Source organism: Planococcus plakortidis (genome assembly GCF_001687605.2).
In the GTDB taxonomy this organism is placed as follows: domain Bacteria; phylum Bacillota; class Bacilli; order Bacillales_A; family Planococcaceae; genus Planococcus; species Planococcus plakortidis.
On sequence record NZ_CP016539.2, the window covers coordinates 198130 to 220265 of the forward strand.

At 51.0% G+C, this 22136-nt stretch carries 27 protein-coding genes and 1 riboswitch; of the genes, 25 read left to right on the top strand and 2 right to left on the bottom strand.

Annotation, left to right across the window (positions count from 1 at the left end; all coding sequences use genetic code 11):
• Positions 1 to 130 precede the first annotated feature (130 nt).
• The 21 genes from BBI15_RS01045 to flgL all read left to right on the top strand — a co-directional run bounded on the left by BBI15_RS01045 (position 131) and on the right by flgL (position 17086).
• Positions 131 to 592: a DinB family protein gene (locus tag BBI15_RS01045; RefSeq protein WP_068871445.1), complete on the top strand. Its 462-nt coding sequence runs from the start codon at positions 131 to 133 to the stop codon at positions 590 to 592.
• 144 nt (positions 593 to 736) lie between these two features.
• Positions 737 to 1567 (top strand): STAS domain-containing protein, encoded by an 831-nt coding sequence (locus BBI15_RS01050; protein WP_068871447.1) that lies wholly within the window; start codon positions 737 to 739, stop codon positions 1565 to 1567.
• A gap of 227 nt (positions 1568 to 1794) precedes the next feature.
• Positions 1795 to 2940 carry a GAF and HD-GYP domain-containing protein gene (locus tag BBI15_RS01055; RefSeq protein ID WP_068871449.1) on the top strand — a complete coding sequence of 382 codons (1146 nt, stop codon included), beginning with the start codon at positions 1795 to 1797 and terminating at the stop codon, positions 2938 to 2940.
• Positions 2937 to 3281, top strand: a complete 345-nt coding sequence (locus BBI15_RS01060) for a DUF3307 domain-containing protein (RefSeq protein ID WP_068871451.1) — start codon at positions 2937 to 2939, stop codon at positions 3279 to 3281. Before BBI15_RS01055 ends, BBI15_RS01060 begins: the two co-directional genes overlap by 4 nt.
• Before the next feature lie 9 nt (positions 3282 to 3290).
• Positions 3291 to 5099, top strand: coding sequence for an adenylate/guanylate cyclase domain-containing protein (locus tag BBI15_RS01065; protein WP_237150891.1), 1809 nt, complete (start codon positions 3291 to 3293; stop codon positions 5097 to 5099).
• A gap of 32 nt (positions 5100 to 5131) precedes the next feature.
• The gene (fliW, locus tag BBI15_RS01070; protein WP_068871455.1) at positions 5132 to 5578 is read left to right on the top strand and encodes a flagellar assembly protein FliW; all 447 of its coding nucleotides are present in this window, start codon (positions 5132 to 5134) and stop codon (positions 5576 to 5578) included.
• Positions 5579 to 5581: 3 nt separating this feature from the next.
• The gene (gene csrA / locus BBI15_RS01075) at positions 5582 to 5803 is read left to right on the top strand and encodes a carbon storage regulator CsrA (protein ID WP_058382099.1); all 222 of its coding nucleotides are present in this window, start codon (positions 5582 to 5584) and stop codon (positions 5801 to 5803) included.
• 212 nt (positions 5804 to 6015) lie between these two features.
• Complete coding sequence (locus BBI15_RS01080) at positions 6016 to 6939, top strand: flagellin N-terminal helical domain-containing protein (protein ID WP_068871457.1); 924 nt, start codon at positions 6016 to 6018, stop codon at positions 6937 to 6939.
• A gap of 443 nt (positions 6940 to 7382) precedes the next feature.
• Entirely contained in the window at positions 7383 to 7559 is a 177-nt protein-coding gene (locus BBI15_RS01085; protein WP_068871459.1) for a YjfB family protein, read from the top strand.
• Between the two features lie 198 nt (positions 7560 to 7757).
• The gene (locus tag BBI15_RS01090; protein WP_068871460.1) at positions 7758 to 8474 is read left to right on the top strand and encodes a glucosaminidase domain-containing protein; all 717 of its coding nucleotides are present in this window, start codon (positions 7758 to 7760) and stop codon (positions 8472 to 8474) included.
• A gap of 459 nt (positions 8475 to 8933) precedes the next feature.
• Positions 8934 to 10424, top strand: a complete 1491-nt coding sequence (fliD, locus tag BBI15_RS01095) for a flagellar filament capping protein FliD (RefSeq protein WP_068871461.1) — start codon at positions 8934 to 8936, stop codon at positions 10422 to 10424.
• A complete protein-coding gene (gene fliT / locus BBI15_RS01100; protein WP_068871463.1) occupies positions 10424 to 10804 on the top strand; it encodes a flagellar protein FliT in 381 nt (126 codons plus the stop codon). The genes fliD and fliT overlap by 1 nt, the downstream gene beginning before the upstream one ends.
• A 15-nt stretch (positions 10805 to 10819) precedes the next feature.
• Positions 10820 to 11194 carry a flagellar export chaperone FliS gene (gene fliS / locus BBI15_RS01105; protein WP_068871465.1) on the top strand — a complete coding sequence of 125 codons (375 nt, stop codon included), beginning with the start codon at positions 10820 to 10822 and terminating at the stop codon, positions 11192 to 11194.
• 265 nt (positions 11195 to 11459) lie between these two features.
• Positions 11460 to 12257 (top strand): flagellar motor stator protein MotA, encoded by a 798-nt coding sequence (gene motA / locus BBI15_RS01110; RefSeq protein WP_068871467.1) that lies wholly within the window; start codon positions 11460 to 11462, stop codon positions 12255 to 12257.
• A complete protein-coding gene (gene motB, locus BBI15_RS01115) occupies positions 12247 to 13017 on the top strand; it encodes a flagellar motor protein MotB (RefSeq protein ID WP_084633000.1) in 771 nt (256 codons plus the stop codon). Before motA ends, motB begins: the two co-directional genes overlap by 11 nt.
• Before the next feature lie 10 nt (positions 13018 to 13027).
• Positions 13028 to 13444: a flagellar basal body-associated FliL family protein gene (locus tag BBI15_RS01120; protein ID WP_068871471.1), complete on the top strand. Its 417-nt coding sequence runs from the start codon at positions 13028 to 13030 to the stop codon at positions 13442 to 13444.
• A gap of 282 nt (positions 13445 to 13726) precedes the next feature.
• Positions 13727 to 14146 carry a flagellar protein gene (locus BBI15_RS01125; RefSeq protein WP_157101607.1) on the top strand — a complete coding sequence of 140 codons (420 nt, stop codon included), beginning with the start codon at positions 13727 to 13729 and terminating at the stop codon, positions 14144 to 14146.
• Positions 14147 to 14166: 20 nt separating this feature from the next.
• A complete protein-coding gene (flgM, locus tag BBI15_RS01130; RefSeq protein WP_068871473.1) occupies positions 14167 to 14439 on the top strand; it encodes a flagellar biosynthesis anti-sigma factor FlgM in 273 nt (90 codons plus the stop codon).
• 40 nt (positions 14440 to 14479) lie between these two features.
• On the top strand, positions 14480 to 14956 hold the full coding sequence (locus BBI15_RS01135) for a flagellar protein FlgN (RefSeq protein WP_237150927.1): 477 nt from the start codon (positions 14480 to 14482) through the stop codon (positions 14954 to 14956).
• A 24-nt stretch (positions 14957 to 14980) separates the two neighbouring features.
• The gene (gene flgK, locus BBI15_RS01140) at positions 14981 to 16180 is read left to right on the top strand and encodes a flagellar hook-associated protein FlgK (protein ID WP_068871477.1); all 1200 of its coding nucleotides are present in this window, start codon (positions 14981 to 14983) and stop codon (positions 16178 to 16180) included.
• 24 nt (positions 16181 to 16204) lie between these two features.
• Positions 16205 to 17086 carry a flagellar hook-associated protein FlgL gene (flgL, locus tag BBI15_RS01145; RefSeq protein ID WP_068871479.1) on the top strand — a complete coding sequence of 294 codons (882 nt, stop codon included), beginning with the start codon at positions 16205 to 16207 and terminating at the stop codon, positions 17084 to 17086.
• A 188-nt stretch (positions 17087 to 17274) separates the two neighbouring features.
• Here flgL and BBI15_RS01150 read toward each other — a convergent pair whose 3' ends face one another.
• Positions 17275 to 18087, bottom strand: coding sequence for a flagellar hook-basal body protein (locus BBI15_RS01150; RefSeq protein ID WP_068871481.1), 813 nt, complete (start codon positions 18085 to 18087; stop codon positions 17275 to 17277).
• 15 nt (positions 18088 to 18102) lie between these two features.
• Positions 18103 to 18906, bottom strand: a complete 804-nt coding sequence (locus BBI15_RS01155; protein ID WP_068871483.1) for a flagellar hook-basal body protein — start codon at positions 18904 to 18906, stop codon at positions 18103 to 18105.
• A gap of 215 nt (positions 18907 to 19121) precedes the next feature.
• Positions 19122 to 19208: riboswitch (cyclic di-GMP riboswitch) on the top strand.
• A 79-nt stretch (positions 19209 to 19287) separates the two neighbouring features.
• Between BBI15_RS01155 and flgB the strand changes: the two genes are divergently transcribed.
• The 4 genes from flgB to fliF are packed head-to-tail and all read left to right on the top strand — an operon-like array spanning position 19288 to position 22126.
• The gene (gene flgB / locus BBI15_RS01160; RefSeq protein WP_237150892.1) at positions 19288 to 19683 is read left to right on the top strand and encodes a flagellar basal body rod protein FlgB; all 396 of its coding nucleotides are present in this window, start codon (positions 19288 to 19290) and stop codon (positions 19681 to 19683) included.
• Positions 19684 to 19688: 5 nt separating this feature from the next.
• Complete coding sequence (flgC, locus tag BBI15_RS01165; protein WP_068871486.1) at positions 19689 to 20141, top strand: flagellar basal body rod protein FlgC; 453 nt, start codon at positions 19689 to 19691, stop codon at positions 20139 to 20141.
• Between the two features lie 25 nt (positions 20142 to 20166).
• Complete coding sequence (gene fliE, locus BBI15_RS01170; protein ID WP_068871488.1) at positions 20167 to 20463, top strand: flagellar hook-basal body complex protein FliE; 297 nt, start codon at positions 20167 to 20169, stop codon at positions 20461 to 20463.
• A 22-nt stretch (positions 20464 to 20485) separates the two neighbouring features.
• Complete coding sequence (gene fliF, locus BBI15_RS01175; protein ID WP_068871493.1) at positions 20486 to 22126, top strand: flagellar basal-body MS-ring/collar protein FliF; 1641 nt, start codon at positions 20486 to 20488, stop codon at positions 22124 to 22126.
• Positions 22127 to 22136: the final 10 nt, after the last annotated feature.

Sequence of the window (22136 nt, forward strand, 5' to 3'; positions counted from 1 at the left end):
TGAAATAAGTAAATTATCTACCAAATAATGGGTAGCTTTTTGAGCTTCCGAAAAGCGCAAGCCGGAAACTTTGCCTAGCCGGATGCAAAAACGCTAAAATGGGCGTATCCATAATTGGGGAGGCGATAGGATGAATGAAGAAATAATGTTTCGGCAATGGAAAACCTGGCGCGGCATGATCATCAAGCTGCTGGATAAAGTGAGTGAAGAGGAAGCGGACCAAATGCCCGCGCCGTTCCGCAACTCGATCCGCTGGAATGCCGGCCACCTCGCGACAGGGATCGATAGCTTCGTAGCGAAATCGCTCGATACAAAACCGTTCCTGCCGGAGCACTATCAGGCACTGTTCGCCAGCGGCACATCGCCTGAGAACTGGGAAGGGCAAGTGCCATCATTGGAAGAGCTCAAGCAAGTATTGCGCGACCAGCCTGACCAGATCGAACACGTAACGGCCGGCAAGCTCGACAGCAAATTGCTCGAACCGTTTCTCGGCATGGAGACACTCGGTGAAGTGCTGGCGTTCATGATTTCACACGATGCCCTTCATCTCGGCACGATGAGCGCCATCCGCAATACGATCAAAGTCCAATAAGCACATGAAAGCCCCGCCAGAAAAAATCAGGCGGGGCTTTATTACAGAAGTATGTCATTGTCATTTCCGTGGTCATATCGGCGTGCCTAGCCTTATACAAAGTGGTATACTGAAAGCAATTCATTGGAAAAGGTGGCAGGCGGAATGTCTTCATTTACGGAGTTTTGCAGATATATCACAGCGAGCCCCCGGACGCTCGCTGAACAAGTCGTGGACCGGGTGCTAGCGAAAATCGACCAGGACATCCCGGCAGATGAGCGCTTGCGTGCGGTGGACATGTACGAGGAATTGCTTGGCTATCTTGGCGAGACCATGGGCAATGAGGCCGACCTGGAAGTGCCGGATGCGCTCATCGAGTGGAGCAAGCAGAATGCGGAGATGCAAGTGTCTTCCGGCGGCAAGATTTCGGAGATCGTCGTGCGTTATCCGCCGACGCGCGTCGTCATGGCGGAATTGTTCACGGAACTGAGCATCAAATCGGGGCTCAGCCTGGAAGAGAATGCGCTGGTCATCAAGCGCATCAACACTTTGCTCGATGTCAGCCTGAACGAAACCTTCTTTGCGTTCGAACGGCTCCAGGAAAAATACGAAGCGGAAATGCAAAGCGAGATGATTGCGCTGTCGGCGCCGGTCGTTCCGGTTGCGGATGATGTCGTCGTATTGCCGTTGATCGGCTATCTCGACAGCTACCGCGTCAACCACATCTTGACGAATGTCATCCCGCGCGTTGCGGAAATGGACGTCAATCACGTCATCACCGATTTCTCCGGTGTCTTGACGATCGATGACCAGACCGCAGAAGCGATCCACCATATCGGCAGCACGCTCAGCTTGATGGGCATCCATGTGGTCGTGGCGGGGCTGCGCCCGGACTTGGTGCAGACCATCGTCCAGTCGGGCATCCAGTTAGCATCCACAGATGCCTATGCAACCGTTAAGCAAGCGCTGGAAAGCTTGGAGAAAATCGAATCGTGATGTTTAAAACCGGGCCGGTTACAGGCCCGGTTTTTGTGTGTTCTTCGGTAAAGATTCCGAGGAACGTGCCGATAATAAAAGGGATGGCGAGTGAAGTAGGGGAGGAACTGTAAATTTTTTCTTCTAAACTTTCAAAGCGTATTGTATGCAAAGGAATAATAAGCTATCGTTTGAAATAAATGCTTCATCTTGATATCAAAGTAAAAACTTATAGCGGAGGCCACTTCATGAACGAAACCCAGCAATTGAAGCAGCGCATCCAAGAGCTGATGGCGTTATGGGATGCATCGAAAGAGCTCAATTCCCATCTTGAGCAGGATAAAGTGTTCGATAATATTTTGCAGCAGATGATGCACGTCATTGGTGCGGAAGCGGGGACGCTATGGATTGCGGATACAGACGGGCAAAATTTGCAGGCCGTGTCGGCATTCGGTGCGGCAGCCGAAGAAATTCTCGATGTGAAAGTGCCGAGAGGGCAAGGCGTCGTATGGAAAGTGCTCGAAACCGGCCAGGCCGAGCGCATTGAAGACGTCACGCGGCATGCCGATTGGAATGAACGGATCGACCAGAAGAGCGGATTCATCACGAGTTCTCTTTTGACGGTGCCGTTGATCGTTAAAAGCCAATTGCTCGGCTCTTTGCAATTGCTCAACAAGCGCGACGGTGAATTTTTTACTGAACAAGACCTGCGCCTAGCAGAAGCGTTGGCGCATCAATCCGCACTCGCGCTGCATAATAGCCAAATGTACGATGAGCTCAACCGCATGCTCATCAGCATGATCCGCACGCTCGCCACGCTGCTCGATGCGCGCGACCCATATACGGCGGGACATTCGGGGCGCGTCGCGAATTACGCCTTATGGATTGCGCAGAAAATCGGCATGGCACCTTCCGAATGCGAAGAGCTGTATAAAGCGGCGCTCTTGCACGACATCGGGAAAATCGGCATCCGCGATGAATTGCTCCAAAAACCGGGCCGCTTAACGAAAGACGAATTCCACGCCATCCAACAGCATACGGTGATTGGTGCGGGAATTCTCGCGAACATGGAGCCGCAACATGCCATGGAGCAAGCGGTGGAAACGGCGAAATTCCATCATGAGCGCCTGAACGGCAGCGGCTATCCGGAAGGGCTGAAAGGCGATGCGATCCCGCTGTTCGCACGCATTGTTGGCGTCGCGGATACCTTCGATGCAATGACCACCGTCCGTCCTTATAGCAAAGGGTTCACTCTGCAAGAAAGCGCAGAAGAATTGCTGCGCTGCCGAGGCGAGTTGTTCGAAACGGAATTGGTCGATGCGATGATTTCGATTTTAAAAGAATGCGATTACGACTTAAGTACGTATAAAACAGAGCGGAGATACCGAATATGAGCATGTTTGATTATTTACTGCTGGGCCACTTGGTCGGCGATTTTTTGTTGCAGACTTCGTGGATGGCGAAACACAAAGCGACCCAGTGGCTGCCGCTGCTGGCGCATGTGTCGGTGTACACGGCGGTCATCGCGTTGTTTGGTTTATTTGCAGGCGGCTTGTCGCTTCCGGCGATTACGCTCGTCTTCATAAGCCACATTGCGCTCGACCGGCGGCGCTTTGTCCAATTTTGGGTCAAGCGCATCCAAATGACCGCAGGATCCGAAAGCAGATGGCTCACGATTGTCGCGGACCAAATTTTCCACCTATTGTTTCTGGCTTTGGCGATTGCATTGACATAGGAGTGAACGATGATGAAATTAAAACCGAAAGTCTACATACTGGAACAGGAATTTCCAATTGACCGTGAAATGGCGTGGCAACTGCTCGCCGACAATAACCGGATGAATGACGCAATCGGCTTGTTCCCTGTATCGTTCGGGCAGGCGAAAACGGAGACAGGCGGCGTGTTTTACCGGGAAGCGGCAGCGAAAGTGATGGGGCTTGTGCCGATGAAATGGCAGGAGTTTCCGTTCGAATGGCAGGAACAGGAGTATTACACGGTTGAGCGGCGATATTTGTCGGGCCCGCTGCTGTACTACAAATTGAAAGTCGAGTTGTCCGAGGCAGTAAATGGTGGCATGCAAACGAAAATCCGCTTAACCGCCGAGTTCGCGCCGCGCAATGCACTCGCCTATCCGGCCATCCAGACGACTGGGCTGCCGGCGGTCAAAAAGATCATGCTGTATTTGGAGAACGCCCAACTGGATGCACAGTCATCCAGACTAGCGAAACCGGCCGCACCGAAAGTGAACCATGCCGAGCTCGAACGGCTTTCAAATGCGTTGCGCGCTTATCCAGTCGCAGAAGAATTTATTACGCAGCTAAAAGCGCATCTCACTGAAAGCAGCGACCAAGACGCGGCGCAATTGGTGCCAAGCCAGCTCGCGAAGCGTTGGGGAATGGACAGTGAGCAAGTGTTGAGGGGCTTGTTGTACGCAACGAAAACCGGACTCTCGGACATGAGCTGGCACGTCATTTGCCCAAATTGCCGCGTGTCCAAAGATGACCACCGCAGCTTGTCCGAACTCGAGCAGCAATTCCATTGCGACCTGTGCGGCGTCTTGTACGATGTGAACTTCGACCAATCCGTCGAGCTGCAATTCGCGGTGCATCCGAACGTCCGCCAAGCCTATGCAGAAGTGTATTGCGTCGGCGGCCCGGTGATCACGCCGCATGTCAAAGCCCAGCGCATTCTGCATCCGGGAGATCATGCGGAATTTTTGCTAGCGGATCAGGCGTCAATGCGCTTGAGGGTGCTGCAAAAAAATGATCAAGTGCCAGTCGGGCAGAAGGGTTCGTTCCGTTATACGAAAGCGGGATGGATAGAGGAAGCTCGGGAAGCATCGAACATTTCCGTCATCAACGACAGCGAAAAAGACATTGTCGTCGCGCTGGAAAATGCCGATTGGAGCAAAGACACGGTGACGGCGGCGAAAGTGACCGCCATGCAGGAATTCCGCGATTTGTTTTCGTCGGAAGTGCTGGCGCCGGGGCAGAAAATCGCCATCGGCCAAGTGACGATCCTCTTCACGGATCTGAAGGGCTCGACTGCATTGTACGAAGAAGCGGGAGACGCCAATGCCTACGGGCGCGTGCGCGGCCATTTCGACTTTTTAACCGAACACATCAAGCAAAATTCCGGCAGCGTCGTCAAGACGATTGGAGACGCGGTCATGGCGGTGTTCTCGAAACCCGCGGACGGCGTGAGGGCGGCGCTCGCGATCCAGGAAAAACTGGGCGCCTTTAACGAACAAACAAATGATACATTGCTGTTAAGGCTCGGCCTGTTCAGCGGTCCGGCGATTGCCGTCAATTCGAACGACCGGCTTGATTATTTCGGCCGCACGGTCAATCTAGCAGCGCGCGTGCAAGGCCAAGGCGATGCGTGCGAAGTGATCATCAGCCAATCACTTGTTGAGCAACCGGACGTGGCAGCTTTGCTCGCCTCTCCATTACTGTCGATTGAACCGTTCAGCGCAGAATTAAAAGGCATCGAGGGCGAACAAGCTTTGGTGCGGTTGCGCTTGCGGGAACTCGCCCAAACAGAAGCAGGCTAATCAGAAGTTTTTATAGAGAAAGGAAGTCAGCTATGAAAATCCAGACAGAACAATTCGGTGAGCTCGAACTTGAAGACAATCGTTTACTGACATTCGAGCGCGGCATCCCGGGATTCGAAGAGGAAACAAAATTCGTCTTGCTTCCGGCAGACCCATCAGGCGACTCGCCGTTCTTTTTCCTTCAGTCAACGGAACACGCGGCAATCAGCTTCTTCATGGCGGACCCGTTCGTCTTTTTGCCGGATTACGAAGTGAAGCTGGATGACGCGTTAACCGGGCAATTGAAACTGGAAGACCCATCCGATGCGATCGTCTTGGTGACCGTCACGCCGAACAAACAAATTGGTGAGGCGACGGCGAACTTGAAAGCGCCGGTCGTCATCAACAACCAGCAGCAACTCGGCAAGCAGATCGTCCTGAACAACCCGAACTACCAAGTGAAACATCCGCTGTTCCAACAAGCGGCAAGGCAGGTGTAAGGGATGCTCGTACTCGGACGCAAAGTCGGCGAATCGATCGTCATCGACGACAACATCGAAATCACGGTCACTTCCATCGAAGGCGACCTCATCAAGCTGGGCATTTCCGCACCGAAGGAAATTCCGATCCACCGGAAAGAGATTTATCTGGAGATTCAGGAAGAGAACAAGAACGCGGTTTCGAATGTTATTGATATTAGTGATTTTTTGAAAATGAAAAAATAAAACCTGAAGCGGGCAACTAGCCTACTTCAGGTTTTTTTAGTTGGTTCATAAAATTTACATAATAAGATAAAAAAATTCAAAAGTTTTTTAGAATTTTTTTCGAAAAAGCTAAACATTTCAAAAAGCAGACCGATAAAAAGAATGTAAGGCAGTCCAAACGGATTTGGGCGCTTGCAAAAAAACAAAAAAACATTACACGGAGGTAATACACAATGATTATCAATCACAACATCGCAGCACTTAACACGCACCGTCAAATGGGCTCAGCTCAAAGCGCGCAAATGAACAGCATGGAGAAACTGTCTTCTGGTCTTCGCATCAACAGTGCAAAAGACGATGCAGCTGGACTTTCAATCTCTGAAAAAATGCGCGGACAGATTCGCGGCTTGGAGCAAGCTGGACGCAACGCACAAGATACTATTTCTCTGATGCAAACTGCAGAAGGTGCTTTGAACGAAACGCATGACATTCTTCAACGTATGCGTGAAGTAGCTGTACAATCTTCGAACGATACAAATACTGCAGATGACAGAGCAGCTCTTCAAAACGAAGTCGATGAATTAGCAAAAGAAATTACAAGAATCGCTAACCAGACAGAATTTAACGGAACAAAATTGCTTGACGGACAAGGTGCGAAAAGTCTTAAATTCCAAATTGGTTCTAATAAAGATCAAATGCTTGATTTCTCAATCGGTGCGATGGACGCTGCAACACTTAAAGTATCAGCGACAACTGCAACAGTTGAAGAGAATGCGGCAGCAACAGTAGCAGGTGGCGACGCGGCAGTAACAGGAGGAATTAATATTTCTGCATCCTCTGGAGTAGTCGCAAATGGAGATTATAAATCAGCAGCTGAAAATGCAAGTGCTGCTATCGAAACTATCGATGCAGCAATCAAAACAGTTTCAGCTGAACGTTCTAAGATCGGTGCTAACCAAAACCGTCTAGACCATACGATTAATAACCTTGGAACATCAGCTGAAAACCTAACAGCTGCGGAATCACGTATCCGCGATGTTGATATGGCGAAAGAAATGATGGAACAAACGAGAAATTCGATTCTTGCACAAGCATCACAAGCAATGTTGGCTCAATCCAATCAAATGCCTCAGCAGGTGTTACAACTGTTGAGATAATTGGTTTTAGGGCGTCTAACCGGGTAACGGGTTAGAGTATGACTGGGTGAATTGCTGGAACTTCCTAAAGCCCCATCAACCACAACGTAACTGGAAACGGTCAACGTGAAGGTTTGAAAATGACGGGGATGCACCAATGGATAATCAGCAGCCAAGCTCCTATGAGGAAACTCTGGAGAAGGTTCAACGACTAGGATAGACCGTCTAAGGCGAAGGCTATGACGATGAAATCCGTAGGGCGGCAAGCGCCGTTCGAAGTGCCCAGCCCCTCTAAATAGAGGGTGAAGATATAGTCTATTCTATGATCGAAAGACATAGCGGCAAAGCAAGCCAACCAAGCACCACAGCAAGTTCTTCAATTGCTGCGTTAATTTTAACAGTATAAAAAGGAGCCTGATTCTAGGCTCCTTTTTTTATAAGCAAGTTCATGAGGAGGAATTCAGGTGGATATCGCAGCGTTATCAATGGCACTCAGCCAAATGAACGTCCGGCAAGAAGCGAGTGTTTTAGTGACTAAGAAAGCGATGGATCAGGCTGAGATAAACAGCGCTAGTGTTGTTAAAATGCTTGAACAAACGGTTCAGCCTCATATTGGTGGAACTTTGGATTTGAAAGGCTAAGCCAGCTGAGAATTTGTTTCCAAAAAAAGAAGTTTCTATCGTGAAGCTTCTTTTTCATTTGGAAAGCGGTAAAAAGTCACAGTCTATATTCCAAACAAAATAATCCTAACTTCTGCTTACCCCCAATCCGCCTATTCTTTTTTCCAAAAGATTCTTGTAAACTAAACGAGCAAATGGAAATGGAAGGTGTGAAGCATTATGATGGGGCCGATTAATTCAAATTGGCTGTTTCAGTCGGCGATGAGTTCGCTTCAGCAGTCGACGCCGATGAATGGAAGTGGAGCTGCGAACAACCAGATGTCGGGCATGTCAGGGCCTGGTTCGTTTTTGATGTTATTGATGGCGGCGATGATGGAGAATGCCCAGCAGACGCAAATGCAGTCACAGCAGCAAGCGCCAGTTGCGAATGCCCTGTCCTTCATGGCACCAGGAAATTCCTATAATCCGGCTGTCGCGAATTTGACGATGGAGCATAAAGACGTGGCAACAAGTGCTGCGGATAAAAGCGATTTGAAATTCCGTCCGGTCCAGTTCTTGAAACTTGATGAGCAGCTCGCCGGGAAACTGAGTGGAGCGGCTGTACATTTCATCGAAGCCGGAAAGAAATACGATATCGACCCGAAACTCTTGTCTGCGATTGCAGTGCATGAAACCGGAAATGGCACGTCGCGTGCGGCGAATGAGAAAAACAATATCGCCGGCATGATGGGCAAGAATGGCCTCCGCAGCTACGAAACAGTGGCAGATAGCATCTATGATATGGCGCGCAATTTGCGGCAGAATTACTTGAACCAAGGCAAAGAAAGCATCGCGCAAATCGGGGCGAAATATGCTCCAGTTGGTGCGGCGAACGATCCGACTGGCCTCAACAACCACTGGACCACAGGCGTTCAACGCTTTTACAATACTTTATAATCTTCAAAAGTCGATTCCCACGTGGGGTCGGCTTTTTTTAATCGCATAACCATAAATAAAGAATTTTTATAATGGCTTTTATTTAAAACAGTTCAGGTACACCGATTCACATATCTAAGAAAAGCTATAATTTCTCTCTGACTTTTAATGGTGATATTTTCTAATTGAAGTGGCTTGCAGATGGTAATGGAAGCGGCGACTCCAGCGGGAACAGCGCGAGCTGAAGACCCTGGACTGAGCACAGCGAGGGAAGCGGCTGAAGCCGTGCCCGCGGAAAGCGTCCGCTGAAATGGACATCTGCTTAATACCACTTGTTATAGAAATAATATCTTTCGCTTAATTCATCATTCCGCCATAAATTTAAATAAAAAAAGCGGCTATCTATTAAAATTCCTAAACTCCTGCCGATATAAAGGGTAACGGCTCAAAACGAACGATTATGGAAATGGAGTGGACAATATGCGCGTAGGCGGCTTGGCTTCTGGGATGGATACCGACTCCATCGTTAAACAAATGATGCAAATACAGAAAATGCCTTTAGATAAATTGATGCAGCAAAAAGTATGGACCGAGTGGCAGCAAGAAGCGATCCGTGAACAGAATTTGGCGTTCTCGAATCTGCGCACAAGCGCGAGCAGTTTGCGGCTTCAGTCGACATTCAATGCCTATAGCGCAGAGACGGCGGGATCCGGCAGCGCGAAAATCACGACAACCGCCCAGGCGATGAGCGGTAATTATGACGTGAAAGTCAATTCGCTGGCAACTCCTGCGAAACTAACCTCCGGGCAGATTTTAAAAGCAGACGGCAGCGCGGCAAAATCGACCGATGCGATCGGCGTCGCCGGGAAAATCACCGTACAAGGCACAACGGACATCACCATCGATGTCACCGCGACGATGACGTATGCGGATGTCGCGAAACAGCTGCAGGAAGCAACTGCTGGAACTGAACCGGCGCTCCGCGTCAATTTCGATAATACGACTTCGCGCTTTTTCATTTCTTCGAAAGAACTCGGCGAAGCGCAGAATTTTTCACTGGCGTTCACGAATGCGGACGGCACGGATAATCCGGATCTCGGCAAGCAGATCACCGGAACGGCTCAAGCGTCGGTCGCTTCGACTGCTGCAACGAACGGTTCGGTGACGATTGACGGCATCACCGTCGACGGTTTGACCAGCAACAAAACAACTATCAACGGCCTCACAATTGAAATGCTCAAAGTTGACGCGCCCGGTAGTTCATCAACCGTCAGCGTGAAAGCCGATCCCGAAAAGCCGATGCAGCAAATCAAGGATTTCGTGGAATCGTACAACAAAACGATTGAAGAGCTGCAAAAACAAATCGTCGAAAAGCGCTATCCGGACTTCCAGCCGCTGTCTGACGAACAGAAAAAAGACATGAGCGAAAATGAAATCGAATTATGGGAAGAAAAAGCGCGCAGCGGGCTTTTGCGCAACGACCCGGTCATGAAATCGGCATTGCAGGACCTGCGCCGAGCATTCATGGATAAAGTCGGCGGCATCGGGGACGGCAGCATCAATTTATTGTCCCAGATCGGCATCAACACAGGCGATTACCGCGAAGGCGGCAAGCTCTTCATCGATGAAGCAAAACTAAGCGCCGCACTCACCGAAAAGCCGGATGAAGTGATGAACTTGTTCACTGTCCGCAGCGCAGATGGCGACGGTGTCGGTGCCCGCGTCTACGACAAGCTCAACGATATCGTAAAGAATTTGAGCACGCAGGCGGGCAGCCCGGCAAGCTCAGTCGATAACAGCACAATGACCAAAAAGCTGCGCCGCATGGAATCGGAAATCACGCGCTGGCAGGACCGGCTGACGAATATCGAAGACCGCTACTGGCGGCAGTTCACGGCCATGGAGAAAGCGCTGAGCCAAATGAATTCGCAAAGCGCCTGGATGCAGCAGAATATATTCGGAGGCATGTAATGGAAAAGAAACGTGACCAGCTCAACGGTTTTTTATCGCAGACACAAGCGATTTACACGCACGCCCAATTGCTTGATTCAGACATGGACAAAAACGAGGAAGGGCAATTGGAACGGCTCCAGGAGCTGTTCGGCCAGCGCCAAGAGACAATCGAAGCACTGGCAGATGATTTCACGGGCGAATGGTCTGAAGAGGAACAAGCGATCATCGCCGAGATCCAGCAGACGGAAATTAAGCTGCAGCCGCTCATGACGAAACTGCACGAACAGTTTTCGCAGCAGATGAACCGGCTGAACCAAACGCGCCAGGCATCCGGCAAATACGCCGGCGCTTACCGCCAGTCGAACGCGGGCGGCTCATTCATCGACCAACGCAAGTAAGAGAGGGGAAACGAAATGGCTACCATCAATCCGTACCAGGCGTACCAGCAAAACTCGGTCATGACCGCATCACCCGAGGAATTGATCTTGATGTTATACAACGGCTGTTTAAAATTCATCAAGCTCGCGAAAAAAGCGATGCAGGACAAGCAATTCGAAGAAAAGAACAAGAACTTGCTGAAAGCGCAGGCCATCATCCAGGAGCTGCGCAGCACATTGAACCCGGACATCGCGTTATCTAAAGAGCTTGAACGATTATATGAATATCAATACAGCCAGTTGGTTGAAGCGAATATGAAAAATGACGAAGCGATACTCGACGCAGTTCTCGCAGATGTCGCCGAACTGCGCAACACATGGAAACAAGCCATGGCGCTTGCAAAACAATAATCAGTATAAGTTGGATTGAATAATTGGAAATATAAAGACGCCGATAAAATCGCTCCAGGCGGACGCTTTCCGCGGGCACGGCCTCAGCCGCTTCGTCGCTGACGCTCCTGCAGGGTCTTCGGCTCGCGCTATTCCCGCAGGAGTCGCCGCCTTCCGCTTTTTCATCTGGGTTTCCAATGCATTTTGCGGAATATCGGTTGCGGTGGAATCTCACATAAACGATTATTTAATTCAAGCTATATCAAAAGTGAAATGAGGTATGGACGTGGATAAGACATCTTGGTTAGGCATCATCATCGGCATGCTTGTGCTCGTCGGGGGCATGGCACTCAAAGGCTCAAGCCCGGTCGCCTTGTTCAACCCGGCGGCGCTGGTCATCATCTTCCTCGGGACGGCGGCGTGTATCTTGATCGCGTTCCCGGCAGAAGAAGTGAAGCGCATCCCCGGGCTTTTTAAAGTATTGTTCGGCGAACAGAAAACGATGCCGATCAAGGAAATGATTCCGATGTTCACCGGCTGGGCAATGGTCGCAAGAAAAGAAGGCTTGCTGGCGCTCGAAGAACGCGCAGAAGAAGTGGAAGATCCGTTTTTGCAGCGCGGCTTGAAGATGGTCGTTGACGGCCAATCGCTTGAACACATCCGCGAGTTGATGGAAGAAGACATCGCTGCGATGGAAGACCGCCACGAACTTGGGGCGAAAATCTTTACGCAGGCAGGCACGTACGCGCCGACGCTTGGTGTTCTCGGTGCGGTCATCGGGCTCGTCGCGGCACTCAGCCATTTGGACGACGTGGCGCTTCTCGGGAAATCGATCTCGGCGGCATTTATCGCGACGCTGTTCGGGATTTTCACAGGCTATGTCCTGTGGCATCCGTTCGCCAATAAACTGAAGCGCAAATCCGAACAGGAAGCGCGCATGAAACAGATTATGCTCGAAGGCTTGCTCGCGGTGCAAGAAGGCTTGCCTGCCCGTACGGTCGAAGAAAAACTCCTGACGTATCTGCCGGCGAAAGACCGTGTATTGGAAGACGAACAAGAGAGTGGTGTTGGCGTTGAAGCGTAAAAAAAAGCACGAAGACCATGTCGATGAATCCTGGCTCATCCCCTATGCGGATATTTTGACGCTGTTATTGGCTTTGTTTATCGTGCTGTTCGCGGCAAGTGAAGTGGACGCGCAGAAATTCAAAGCCATTTCGGAATCGTTCAACATCGAATTGCAGGGCGGCACGGGCATACTCGATGAGTCGGCCCCGGTCGAACTGGATAATTCGGAAATACACGAGGAATTAGCGCAAGAACCCGTGAGCGAAGAGCTGCTCGAAGAAGTACGGGCTGCGCGCGACCGCAAGGAACTGGGCGAATTCCAGGAAAAGCTGGAATCGTATATCGCGGACAAAGGCCTGTCGCCAAGGCTGCAGACGGAGCTGACGGACAAAGGGCTGATGCTGACGATCAATGAAGGCGTCCTGTATCAATCCGGAAGCGCCGATATCGATGACCAGGCGCGCACCATCGCAAGCGAATTATCGGAGCTGTTGTTCAGCGACCCGCCGCGCATGATTTATATCGAAGGCCATACCGATAATGTGCCGGCTGAAGGCGGCGAATTCGAATCCAACTGGGAACTGAGCGCAGCGCGTGCCATCAATTTCATGAAGATCCTGTTGGAAAATGAAGACTTGGATCCGCAGAAATTCAGCGCGACCGGCTATAGCGAATACCAGCCGATTGCACCGAACGATACGGCTGAAGGGCGTGCGCAAAACCGCCGCGTCGAAGTGCTGATCTCTCCTTATCAAAATGAGGAAGAAACCGAAGAGTAAGAGGTGGACCATGAAGAAAGTATTGCTTGTTTTAGTGATCGCTGCGCTGGCGGGTGCCGGCGGGGCATTTTATTTCATCCAGAAAGAAGCGAAAGCAGAGACGGATGCACCGCTTACCGCGGACGAAATCGTGGAACTGAGCATCGACACCGAAGCCATCACGACCAACCTCGCAACACCGTCATCGTACGCAGTCGTACAGTTCAACATCCTGCTCGGCGATAAGAAAATCAAAGAAGAGATGGAAAAGCGCCATCCGGAAATCCGCGCAGCGGCGATCGCCACGGTCGCCGGCATGGAAAAAGATGAATTGATCGGCGCTGAAGGCATCACCTTGCTGCAGGACGAAATGACCGCACAGCTCCAGGAACTCGTCGGCAAAGGCAAAGTCGAACGCGTCCTCGTCACCGAATTTAAAGTGCAATAATCGAAAAAAACGCTAAACAAAACCCAAAAGCAGCCGATAATAGAGGTATAGGAAATAAAAAAATAGCAGAACATGTTTTATTGGCTTAGGGATTGGAATAATCTTAAAGATTGCATAGAGATAGAGGTACGTAGAAAACTGCGGAGACTCCCGCGGGAAAGCGAGACAGCCGAGACCCCGCAAGGCGCAAAGCGACTGAGGAGGCTTGGCGCTCGCCCGCAGGAAAGCGCAGCAGTTTTCGGAGTATCGAGAGCCATATATTGAAAGAAACAGGTGATCAACTTGAACAACCCACAACTGGACAATTGCCCCAGCTGCGGGGCGTTGTATTTACGGGACCAAATCGACTGCTGCCTCAATTGCTACCAGGCAAACGAAGCCGCGTTTAAAAAAGTGGATGTATTTTTGAAAAACCCGGACTATCGCAATGCGTCGATCGAAGACGTCCACGCATTCACCGATGTCTCCATCAATAAAATCGCCGAGTTCCTAAGAGGCGGCCGCATCATCGCCTCGGATTACCCGAACCTCGGCTATCCGTGCGCGCATTGCGGAGAACTCATCAACCGGCAAATGCTTTGTGAAGCATGCCACCGTGCATTCAAACATGAAGTGGGCGTAATCATGAGTGATGCGGAAAGCGCAGAAACAGTGGACAAACAAAGAGCTGTCAGCGCACAATATTGGAAGATGAAGAAATAACCAAAAGAGGCGGTGAAGGAATGAATATCGACAAAACGAATAGTTCTTCCTTTATACAATCCTATCAAAAGCAAATGCAGGTAACGCCGGCCACCAAAGCGCGTCCGTTGCAAAAAGAGGACCACCTGCAGATTTCAAGTGAGGCGAAGGCGATGTTCGAGAAGAATACGGAAGCGGATATCGCCCGTCAGGAAAAAATCCAATTGCTGAAGACGCAGGTGGCTTCCGGCGAATACCAGGTCGACCAGGACAAGGTAGCTGAAAAAATCCACCAGTACTGGTTCGATAAATGATCGTTGAGCGATGGAAAGAGAGGGAAGTCCGGTGCTGAAAATGATGACCGCGACACTTGATGAGCTGATTGCCATCCAGCATCAATTGATCCGCTACGCCGAGCGCAAGCAGACGGTGCTGATCGAGCATAAAGTCGATGAGCTGACAGAACTCGTCAAAGAAGAGACACGGCTCATCCGCAGGCTCGGGCAACTGGAAGACGAGCGAGAGCGTTTAGTAACGGAAGTGCTCGAAGAACATCCAGGGCTCAGCTTCAGCCAGTTTGCCGAGCAATTGACGGACGAATCGGCTAAACAAGCGCTCGAGGAGCAATTGAAGACGTTGCAGCAGCTGCTCACGGAATTGCAGTTGAAAAACCGCCACAACGAAAAGCTGGTGATTGATTCGATGGGCTTTGTAAAAGAAATGATCGAACACGTCACGGCACCGAAAAAACAGCCGTATAATTATCAGCCACAATCCGGCGTAAAAAAACCACAAACAGACAATCGGGGCTTTTTCGATACGAAAGCGTAAGCCCACAGGGAAGCAGGGGATCACGTGTCAACTTTTCACACTTTGGAAACCGGCCGGCGGGGCTTATCTGCAGGCCAGGCAAGCATCTCGACAACCGGCCATAATATCGCGAATGCCAACACGAAAGGCTATTCGCGCCAACAAGTGAATACGAGTTCCTCTCCATCCCTGGAAGTGTGGACGAGCCAAGGCGCTGGCAGCGGACAAGTCGGCACGGGCGTCTCGATCGATTCGGTCATGCGCGTACGGGACCGTTTCCTGGATCAGCAGCACCGCGGGCATTCAGCGGAGCTTGCGGAGTGGCAGGCGAAAAGCGAAGCGCTCGGAAACGTGGAAACGATTCTCGGTGAACCGGGCGATGCCGGTCTTAACGCGTCGATGGACCGATTGTGGAGTGCTTGGCAAGACCTGTCAGGCGATCCATCAAACCAGGCGATGCAGGCAGTCGTGAAAGAACGGGCGCAAGCTTTTGCGGACGTCGCGAAAACGATCGACCGGTCTTTGGGCGAGTTGACGGCCGAATTGAAAGAGCGCACCACAGCAGCTGAAAATGAAGCGCAGACTTTAATCTCGCGCATCGATGAGTTGAACAAAAGCATCGTCCGCACAGGCCCCCAAGCAAACGATTTGCGCGATGAGCGCGACGCAGCAGTCGGGGAATTGTCGAAACTGATGGATATTAAAGTCACTGAAAAAGCAGACGGCAGTTATGCAATCGCTTTGGCAGCGGACAAACAGCCGGTGAAAGCCCGCGAACCGATCGACGCAGAAGCGGCGGGTGGCAAGCTCGGAGGACTCGTGCAAGCGCTGGAAACAGTCGAGAATTACCAACAAAAAATCGCAGCGACTGTGACAGGTTTCGCCGAAGCGAACGGCAAGGTCTTCGGGAAATCGGCGCCAGCGGGCGAATTGACTGTGGCAACAGACGCCCAGCTCGAGCTGCCGAAAGGCCTTGATGAAGACGTGAAAAAAACGCAAGCGGATTTCCGGGCCTTGGTCAGCGCCCTTGGCACGGAAGCGCAAAGCGCCGGATACGCCGTCAAGACCCAGGAGCAGATGCTCATCTCGACGGAAAACCGCCGCCAATCCGTCACGGGTGTTTCGCTCGATGAGGAGATGGCGAGCTTGGTGAAATTCCAGCATGCGTATAATGCGGCTGCCCGACTCGTGTCGACGACCGACCAAATGCTTGATACGATCATTAACCGAATGGCTGCGCGTTAAAGCCTGAAAACGGAGGACAGCGTAATGAGAGTGACACAACAAATGATGCATCAAAATTCTGTACACCATATGCAACAGAATCTGGGACGCTTCGAGAAAACCAATCTCCAGGCGTCGAGCGGTAAAATGCTGCACAAGCCTTCTGACGATCCGCAAGGGATTTCCAAAGCGATGCGCCTGAAAAGCGCTTTGTCGGCGAGCGGACAATTCGAACGCAATGCTGGCGAAGCGAAGTTATGGCTTGATGAAACCGACCGCTCCGTCCAGTCGATGATCAGCGTGACGCAACGCGTGAGGGAACTTGGCGTGCAGGGGGCGAACGGCTCGCTGTCGCCGGAAGACCGCAAGTCGATCGCGAGCGAAGTGGAAGTTCTGGGGGAGCAATTGCGCCAATTCGCCAATTCGAAAGTCGATGGCCATTACCTGTTCAGTGGATCAGAGACAAAAACCAAACCATTCCCGGCAGTTGCTTCTTTTGATGGCCCAACTTTCAACGCTGCAGCGAAGACGGTAAAGCTAGGGGACGGCCTTCAATTGGAAGTAGGCATCTTACCTGAATCCTTAATCGGCGCTGCGGGTGATGAAAATAATTTATTCCGGGTTGTCGGAGAGTTGGCTAACAGCCTGAAAACGGACGGGGAAATCGACCTCGACGGAATCGACCAGGCGATGGAACGGTTGCTGACGGCAGCGGCAGAAAACGGCGCACGCCAGAATCGTGTAGAAGCGACTGAAAACCGCTTGCTGGACGCGAAGCTTTCATTAGGTTCAGCATTATCTTCAATCGAAGATGTAGATTATGCTGAAATATTGATCAAATTGAAAAGTGAAGAAAGCATTTACCAGGCAAGCCTGTCATCATCCGCGAAGATGATGCAGCCGAGCCTGATGGACTTTCTTCGATAAACAGCGGATGCGAAGGTGCATCCGCTGTTTTTAATTGGAAGGAGAGGGGGAACCTTAAAAGGGGAGTAAAGAAGAAATGGCTGCTGGTCGATTTATGAATAGAGATCAGCATACAAATAAAGCCGGGTTTCCAACTGGTAACTGGAAATCCGGCTTTATTTTTTATTATATCAAGAAAGGTATTCCGGTCAGGATTTCATCGTATTGACGAGACCCATCATGTCATCCGCAAAGGAAATCGCGCGGCCTTGTGATTGGAACAGGCGCTGCGTGGCGATCAATTCGGTCATTTCGCTCGCCATGTCGACGTTCGAAGTTTCCAGCACCGCTTGTGAAATGGCGGAAGTGCCGAGTTCCAAGGCGCCGGATGCAATTTGTTCGGCTTCCGTGCCCGGCAAGCGGTAGCGATTGTCGCCTGCTTTTTCCAGCAGGGCGGTCCGGTTGATTTGAGCGGTGCCGAATTGGAACGTTTCAGCCGCTTGGCCGGCATAAGTTGCCGTCACAACACCGTTTGACCCGATGCTCAGTTCATCGTATCCCGCTGCAATCGTAATTGGCGCGCCGTCAGCACCGAGGACCGAATCGCCGGAAGCGGTGACAAGTGCCAATCGGCCGCTGCCCAGAATCGGTTCGGCTTGGAACGATCCGTTTCGTGTGTAATAGATACCATCTTCATTGGAAGCGCGGAAATAGCCATTCGGCGAATCGATCGCGAAATCCAGTTCGCGGCCCGTTTGCTGCATCTGGCCGAGCGAATGGCGGGTGATGGCGTCGGATAACAGCATCCCACCGCCGATGCGCAGCCCGTCCGGCGTGCTTCGGCCGATTTCGTTGGCAGGGCCGGCTTGCTTATTGACGCTATGGAGCAGTGCGTCCGCAAAATTGGCTTCTTGTTTTTTATAGCCGGCCGTATTGACGTTGGCGACATTATTGGCAATCATATCGATTTTTTTCTGCAGTTCGCGCATCGAGCTGCTCGCCGCGTTCATTTGGATGTTCATGTGCTTGGCTCCTTATCAGACCCGGCCGATTTCGTTGACCGCTTTTTCCATGCTGCGGTCATAGGCCTGGATCACTTTTTGGTTGGATTCGAATCCGCGGTAAGCGGTCATCATGTCGGTCATCGTGCGGGTCAAGTCGACATTCGATTGTTCGATGAAGCCTTGCTTGACGAAACGCTCGGCCTCTTCAGCCAGTGCCGGGGCATCTGCATCGTCTCCTGCCCAGGCAAGCAAGTTATGCCCTTGCTTGATCAATTGTTCCGGTTCATCCGTGGCACCGATCCAGATACTTCCGGCACCTGCGCCATCGGAACGCGTAACTTCGCCGTTCGTTTGGACAGAAAACCCGCCATCGCCGACTTGAATCGGCTGGAGGTTGTCACCAAGCACACGCTGGCCGAAGCTGGTCGCAAGAAATCCTTCCGCGTCGACCGTGAATTGCCCGTTGCGCGTATAGCGGATATCGCCTTCTGCTGTTTCAACCGCAAACAATAATGTGCCGCGGTCGCCGGTGTCCGCATCGAGCGGCAAATTGTCATTGACCAAGGCGAAATCGGTCGCATTCCCTGTTTCGCGGATCGGGCCTTGGGAAAATGAAGGAATCGCTTCCTGTACATAAACACCAGTGGAAAGCCGGCCGATTGGCGCAGGCTGATGGGCATTCTGCGCTTTGATTAACTGCTGTGGAAAGGAGCGAATCGCTGCTTCATCTGTCTTGAATCCCGGAGTATTGGAATTTGATAGATTATTTGTCAATATTTGTTGTGTTCTGTTTTGGGACATCATTCCCGAAGTTGCCGTATACAATCCGCGAAACATATTACCTATACACTTCCTTTATTATAGTCTAATGGACTACTGTTAGCTTTCTCTACCATCATTTTAACAGAAAATCGCAGATTAAATGGAAAAAATAGTAGAATTTTTTTATAAAATAAAATAGCCAAATTAAAAAAAGCATGATACTATACCGGAGTAGTAAAGACTCAAAATGATTCTAAAAGACGAGTTTAAAGAAAAATATACCCATATCATGACGAAAATAGCAAACTTCTACGAAAGTGAAGGACGCAAAGCCACGGGTCTAACTGTCTAAGACACAAGATCGCCGGGTTGCCGAAAGATGGTAGATTTGACTCAAATCCGCCTTTTTCAAAGCGGATTTTTTTATTTGGGCAAATTCAGATGTAAGGGGCTGAAATGATGAATATCTTTCCATCAAGCATTCAAAAAATGGAGCAGGCCTTGTCGACTTCGACATTGAAACAGCGTGTCCATGCCGGCAATATCGCCAATGTGGATACAGCGAATTACAAAAGCAAGCAAGTGGATTTCCGACAGGCAATGGAACAGGCGAGCGCTTCGCGGATGAAAAGTTACCGCACCGATGCGCGCCATCTCGAATTCCAGAGCGGCCAGGCGGCAACACCAGTGACAATCAACCGCAATACGAAAATGACGCCGAACGGCAATAACGTCGATATGGATTTTGAAATGGCGGAACTCGCGAAAAACCAATTATGGTATAACGCCGTCACCGAACGGGTCAACGGCAAGTTCTCGAGCTTGCGTTCGGTCATCAACGAAGGGAGATAACGCATATGTCTTTATTTAGTGGTCTGAATATTAGCGCATCCGGATTGACTGCCAACCGTTTGCGGATGGATGTCGTGTCGTCGAATATTGCCAATGCCAATACGAACCGCGCGGAACTCGTCAACGGGGAATGGGTGCCGTACCGCCGCAAAACCGTGGAACTGTCGACCGCCGGCGCATCGCCATTCGCCAAGCATTTGACGGCTGCCATGGAAAACAAAGGAGCCGGCGCGGGCGTAAAAGCTAGCGCCATCCGGGAAGATGCCACCCCGTTTCCGGTGACCTACGATCCGGAGCATCCGGACGCAGACGCCGAAGGGTATGTACGCACCTCGAATGTGGACCCGATTAAGGAAATGGTCGATTTGATGTCGGCGACGCGTTCTTATGAAGCGAACGTCACGGCGATGAATGCCTCGAAAAGCATGTTCATGAAGGCGCTCGAAATCGGGAAATAAGAAAGTTTAGTTGAGGAGGGGCAGCATGGAGAAAATTGCACAGCTGCAGACACCGTTTCTGCAAAATCAATTCCTGGAAAAGATGCAGCCGAAACCGGAAGCGACAGGATTCGGCGATGTCTTCAAGAATGCGCTGAAAGAAGTGAGCGAAGCACAGAACGTATCCGATAAAAAGACCGACCAATTGCTGACGGGCGAAGTGAAAGACGTCCACGAAGTGATGATCGCGTCGCAAAAAGCGAGCCTGTCGCTGCAGATGACGATGCAAGTGCGCAATAAAGTGGTGGAAGCGTACCAAGAAGTGATGAGAATGCAAGTATGAAAACGAATAAGGTGTGCATTCGATGAAAGAGAAGTTCGAAACCTATAAAACCAAAACAAAAGACTCCTGGGGCAGTTTATCGAAAGCGACCAAATGGCTGATGGCCGCGTCCTTTTTCATCACTTTGCTTGCCATAGGGCTTTTTGTTTTCTTCAATAGCCAATCCAATATGTCGCCTTTGTATGCCAATCTGGACCCTGCAGAAGCGGGTGAAATCAAGGCGGCCATCGAAAGCCAAGGCATCCCGGTCGAAGTATCGACCGATGGGACGACGATCTCCGTTCCCGAAGAGCAAGTCGCCGGCTTGAAAGTGAGCCTGGCGGCAGAAGGCTTGCCGAAAAACGGCAATGTCACGTACGGCATATTCAGTGAGAACATGGGGCTGGGGATGACCGACCGCCATTTTGATGTGGTTGAACGCGACGCGATGCAAAACGAACTCGCGTATTTGGTGAAACAAATCGCGGGTGTGACCGATGCCAACGTCATGATCACCTTGCCGAAAGAAAACGTCTGGCTGACCGATGAAGAGCAAGTGTCGACGGCATCGATCGTCATCCAAGGCGATGGCAGCTTGAATTTGGACCAAAAACAAATCAACGGCCTGTACCATTTGGTCAGCAAATCGGTACCTAAATTGCCGATGGAGCAAATCGTCATCATGGACCAGAACGGCCAAGTGTTCGAATTGCAGGATACTGGCGCGCCGGACACCAACTTGACGGTGTATCAGCAAAACCGCGAAATCCAGCAAGGCATCGAAAAAGATATCCAGCGTGAATTGCAGCAGATGCTCGGGCTATTGCTCGGGCAGGACAAAGTCGTCGTTTCCGTTATGGCAAACATCGACTTCACGAAGGAAAAACGCGAAGAGCAATTGGTGGAGCCGGTCGATCCCGAAACGGGCGAAGGCATCGACATCAGCGTCGAGCGGATCGTCGAAACTTACGCAAGTGAAGGTGCCGCCCTGGCAGATGACGCCGGAACTGGGGAATCGGAGATCGCCAATTACCCTGCAGCAGACGGCACCGGAACGAGCGAATCGGAACGGACCGAAGAACGCATCAACCGCGAAGTCAATCGCATCAACCGTCAGATCGAGATGAGCCCGTATGTCATCGACGACATTACGATCAATGTCGGTGTGGAACCGCCAGTGCCCGACAATCCAGCTACCTTAACCCAGCAGCACATGGATGATATCCGCAATTTGTTGGCAAATACAGTCAGTACTTCGCTCAGCATGAACGAATTCCAGCCGACACCGGCCGAACTCGATGACCGCATTTCGATCTTTGCGACAGAATTCCAAGGGCGCCCGGAACTGGCTGAAGAAGAGCCGGTGACGACGTTCTGGACAGGCATTCCGCTTCTTTGGTACGTCATCGCCGGTGTGGCCGTGATTTTATTGACGGGCATCATCTTGTTCGTGGCCAAACGGCGCAAGAAGCAACAGGAAGAATTGGCAGCTGAGCTGGAAATGGATTATTTCGCACGTGCCGCTGCGAAAATGCAGCCCGCCGGAAATGCGGAAGAAGAGGAAGTCGATTTGTCGGAATTCAACAACCGGGCAAATCCGAAGCGCAAGACAATCGAGAAGCTCGCCAAAGGGCGTCCTGATGATTTTACAAATCTGTTGAGGTCGTGGATGGCGGATGATTAGGGGAGAACTG

Bases quoted from the DNA above. Each gene is read 5' to 3' on its own strand.
- BBI15_RS01045 (WP_068871445.1), top strand. From the start codon at position 131: ATGAATGAAGAAATAATGTTTCGGCAATGGAAAACCTGGCGCGGCATG.
- BBI15_RS01050 (WP_068871447.1), top strand. From the start codon at position 737: ATGTCTTCATTTACGGAGTTTTGCAGATATATCACAGCGAGCCCCCGG.
- BBI15_RS01055 (WP_068871449.1), top strand. From the start codon at position 1,795: ATGAACGAAACCCAGCAATTGAAGCAGCGCATCCAAGAGCTGATGGCG.
- BBI15_RS01060 (WP_068871451.1), top strand. From the start codon at position 2,937: ATGAGCATGTTTGATTATTTACTGCTGGGCCACTTGGTCGGCGATTTT.
- BBI15_RS01065 (WP_237150891.1), top strand. From the start codon at position 3,291: ATGATGAAATTAAAACCGAAAGTCTACATACTGGAACAGGAATTTCCA.
- fliW (WP_068871455.1), top strand. From the start codon at position 5,132: ATGAAAATCCAGACAGAACAATTCGGTGAGCTCGAACTTGAAGACAAT.
- csrA (WP_058382099.1), top strand. From the start codon at position 5,582: ATGCTCGTACTCGGACGCAAAGTCGGCGAATCGATCGTCATCGACGAC.
- BBI15_RS01080 (WP_068871457.1), top strand. From the start codon at position 6,016: ATGATTATCAATCACAACATCGCAGCACTTAACACGCACCGTCAAATG.
- BBI15_RS01090 (WP_068871460.1), top strand. From the start codon at position 7,758: ATGATGGGGCCGATTAATTCAAATTGGCTGTTTCAGTCGGCGATGAGT.
- fliD (WP_068871461.1), top strand. From the start codon at position 8,934: ATGCGCGTAGGCGGCTTGGCTTCTGGGATGGATACCGACTCCATCGTT.
- fliT (WP_068871463.1), top strand. From the start codon at position 10,424: ATGGAAAAGAAACGTGACCAGCTCAACGGTTTTTTATCGCAGACACAA.
- fliS (WP_068871465.1), top strand. From the start codon at position 10,820: ATGGCTACCATCAATCCGTACCAGGCGTACCAGCAAAACTCGGTCATG.
- BBI15_RS01120 (WP_068871471.1), top strand. From the start codon at position 13,028: ATGAAGAAAGTATTGCTTGTTTTAGTGATCGCTGCGCTGGCGGGTGCC.
- flgM (WP_068871473.1), top strand. From the start codon at position 14,167: ATGAATATCGACAAAACGAATAGTTCTTCCTTTATACAATCCTATCAA.
- BBI15_RS01135 (WP_237150927.1), top strand. From the start codon at position 14,480: ATGATGACCGCGACACTTGATGAGCTGATTGCCATCCAGCATCAATTG.
- flgL (WP_068871479.1), top strand. From the start codon at position 16,205: ATGAGAGTGACACAACAAATGATGCATCAAAATTCTGTACACCATATG.
- BBI15_RS01150 (WP_068871481.1), bottom strand. From the start codon at position 18,087: ATGAACATCCAAATGAACGCGGCGAGCAGCTCGATGCGCGAACTGCAG.
- BBI15_RS01155 (WP_068871483.1), bottom strand. From the start codon at position 18,906: ATGTTTCGCGGATTGTATACGGCAACTTCGGGAATGATGTCCCAAAAC.
- flgB (WP_237150892.1), top strand. From the start codon at position 19,288: ATGATGAATATCTTTCCATCAAGCATTCAAAAAATGGAGCAGGCCTTG.
- flgC (WP_068871486.1), top strand. From the start codon at position 19,689: ATGTCTTTATTTAGTGGTCTGAATATTAGCGCATCCGGATTGACTGCC.
- fliE (WP_068871488.1), top strand. From the start codon at position 20,167: ATGGAGAAAATTGCACAGCTGCAGACACCGTTTCTGCAAAATCAATTC.
- fliF (WP_068871493.1), top strand. From the start codon at position 20,486: ATGAAAGAGAAGTTCGAAACCTATAAAACCAAAACAAAAGACTCCTGG.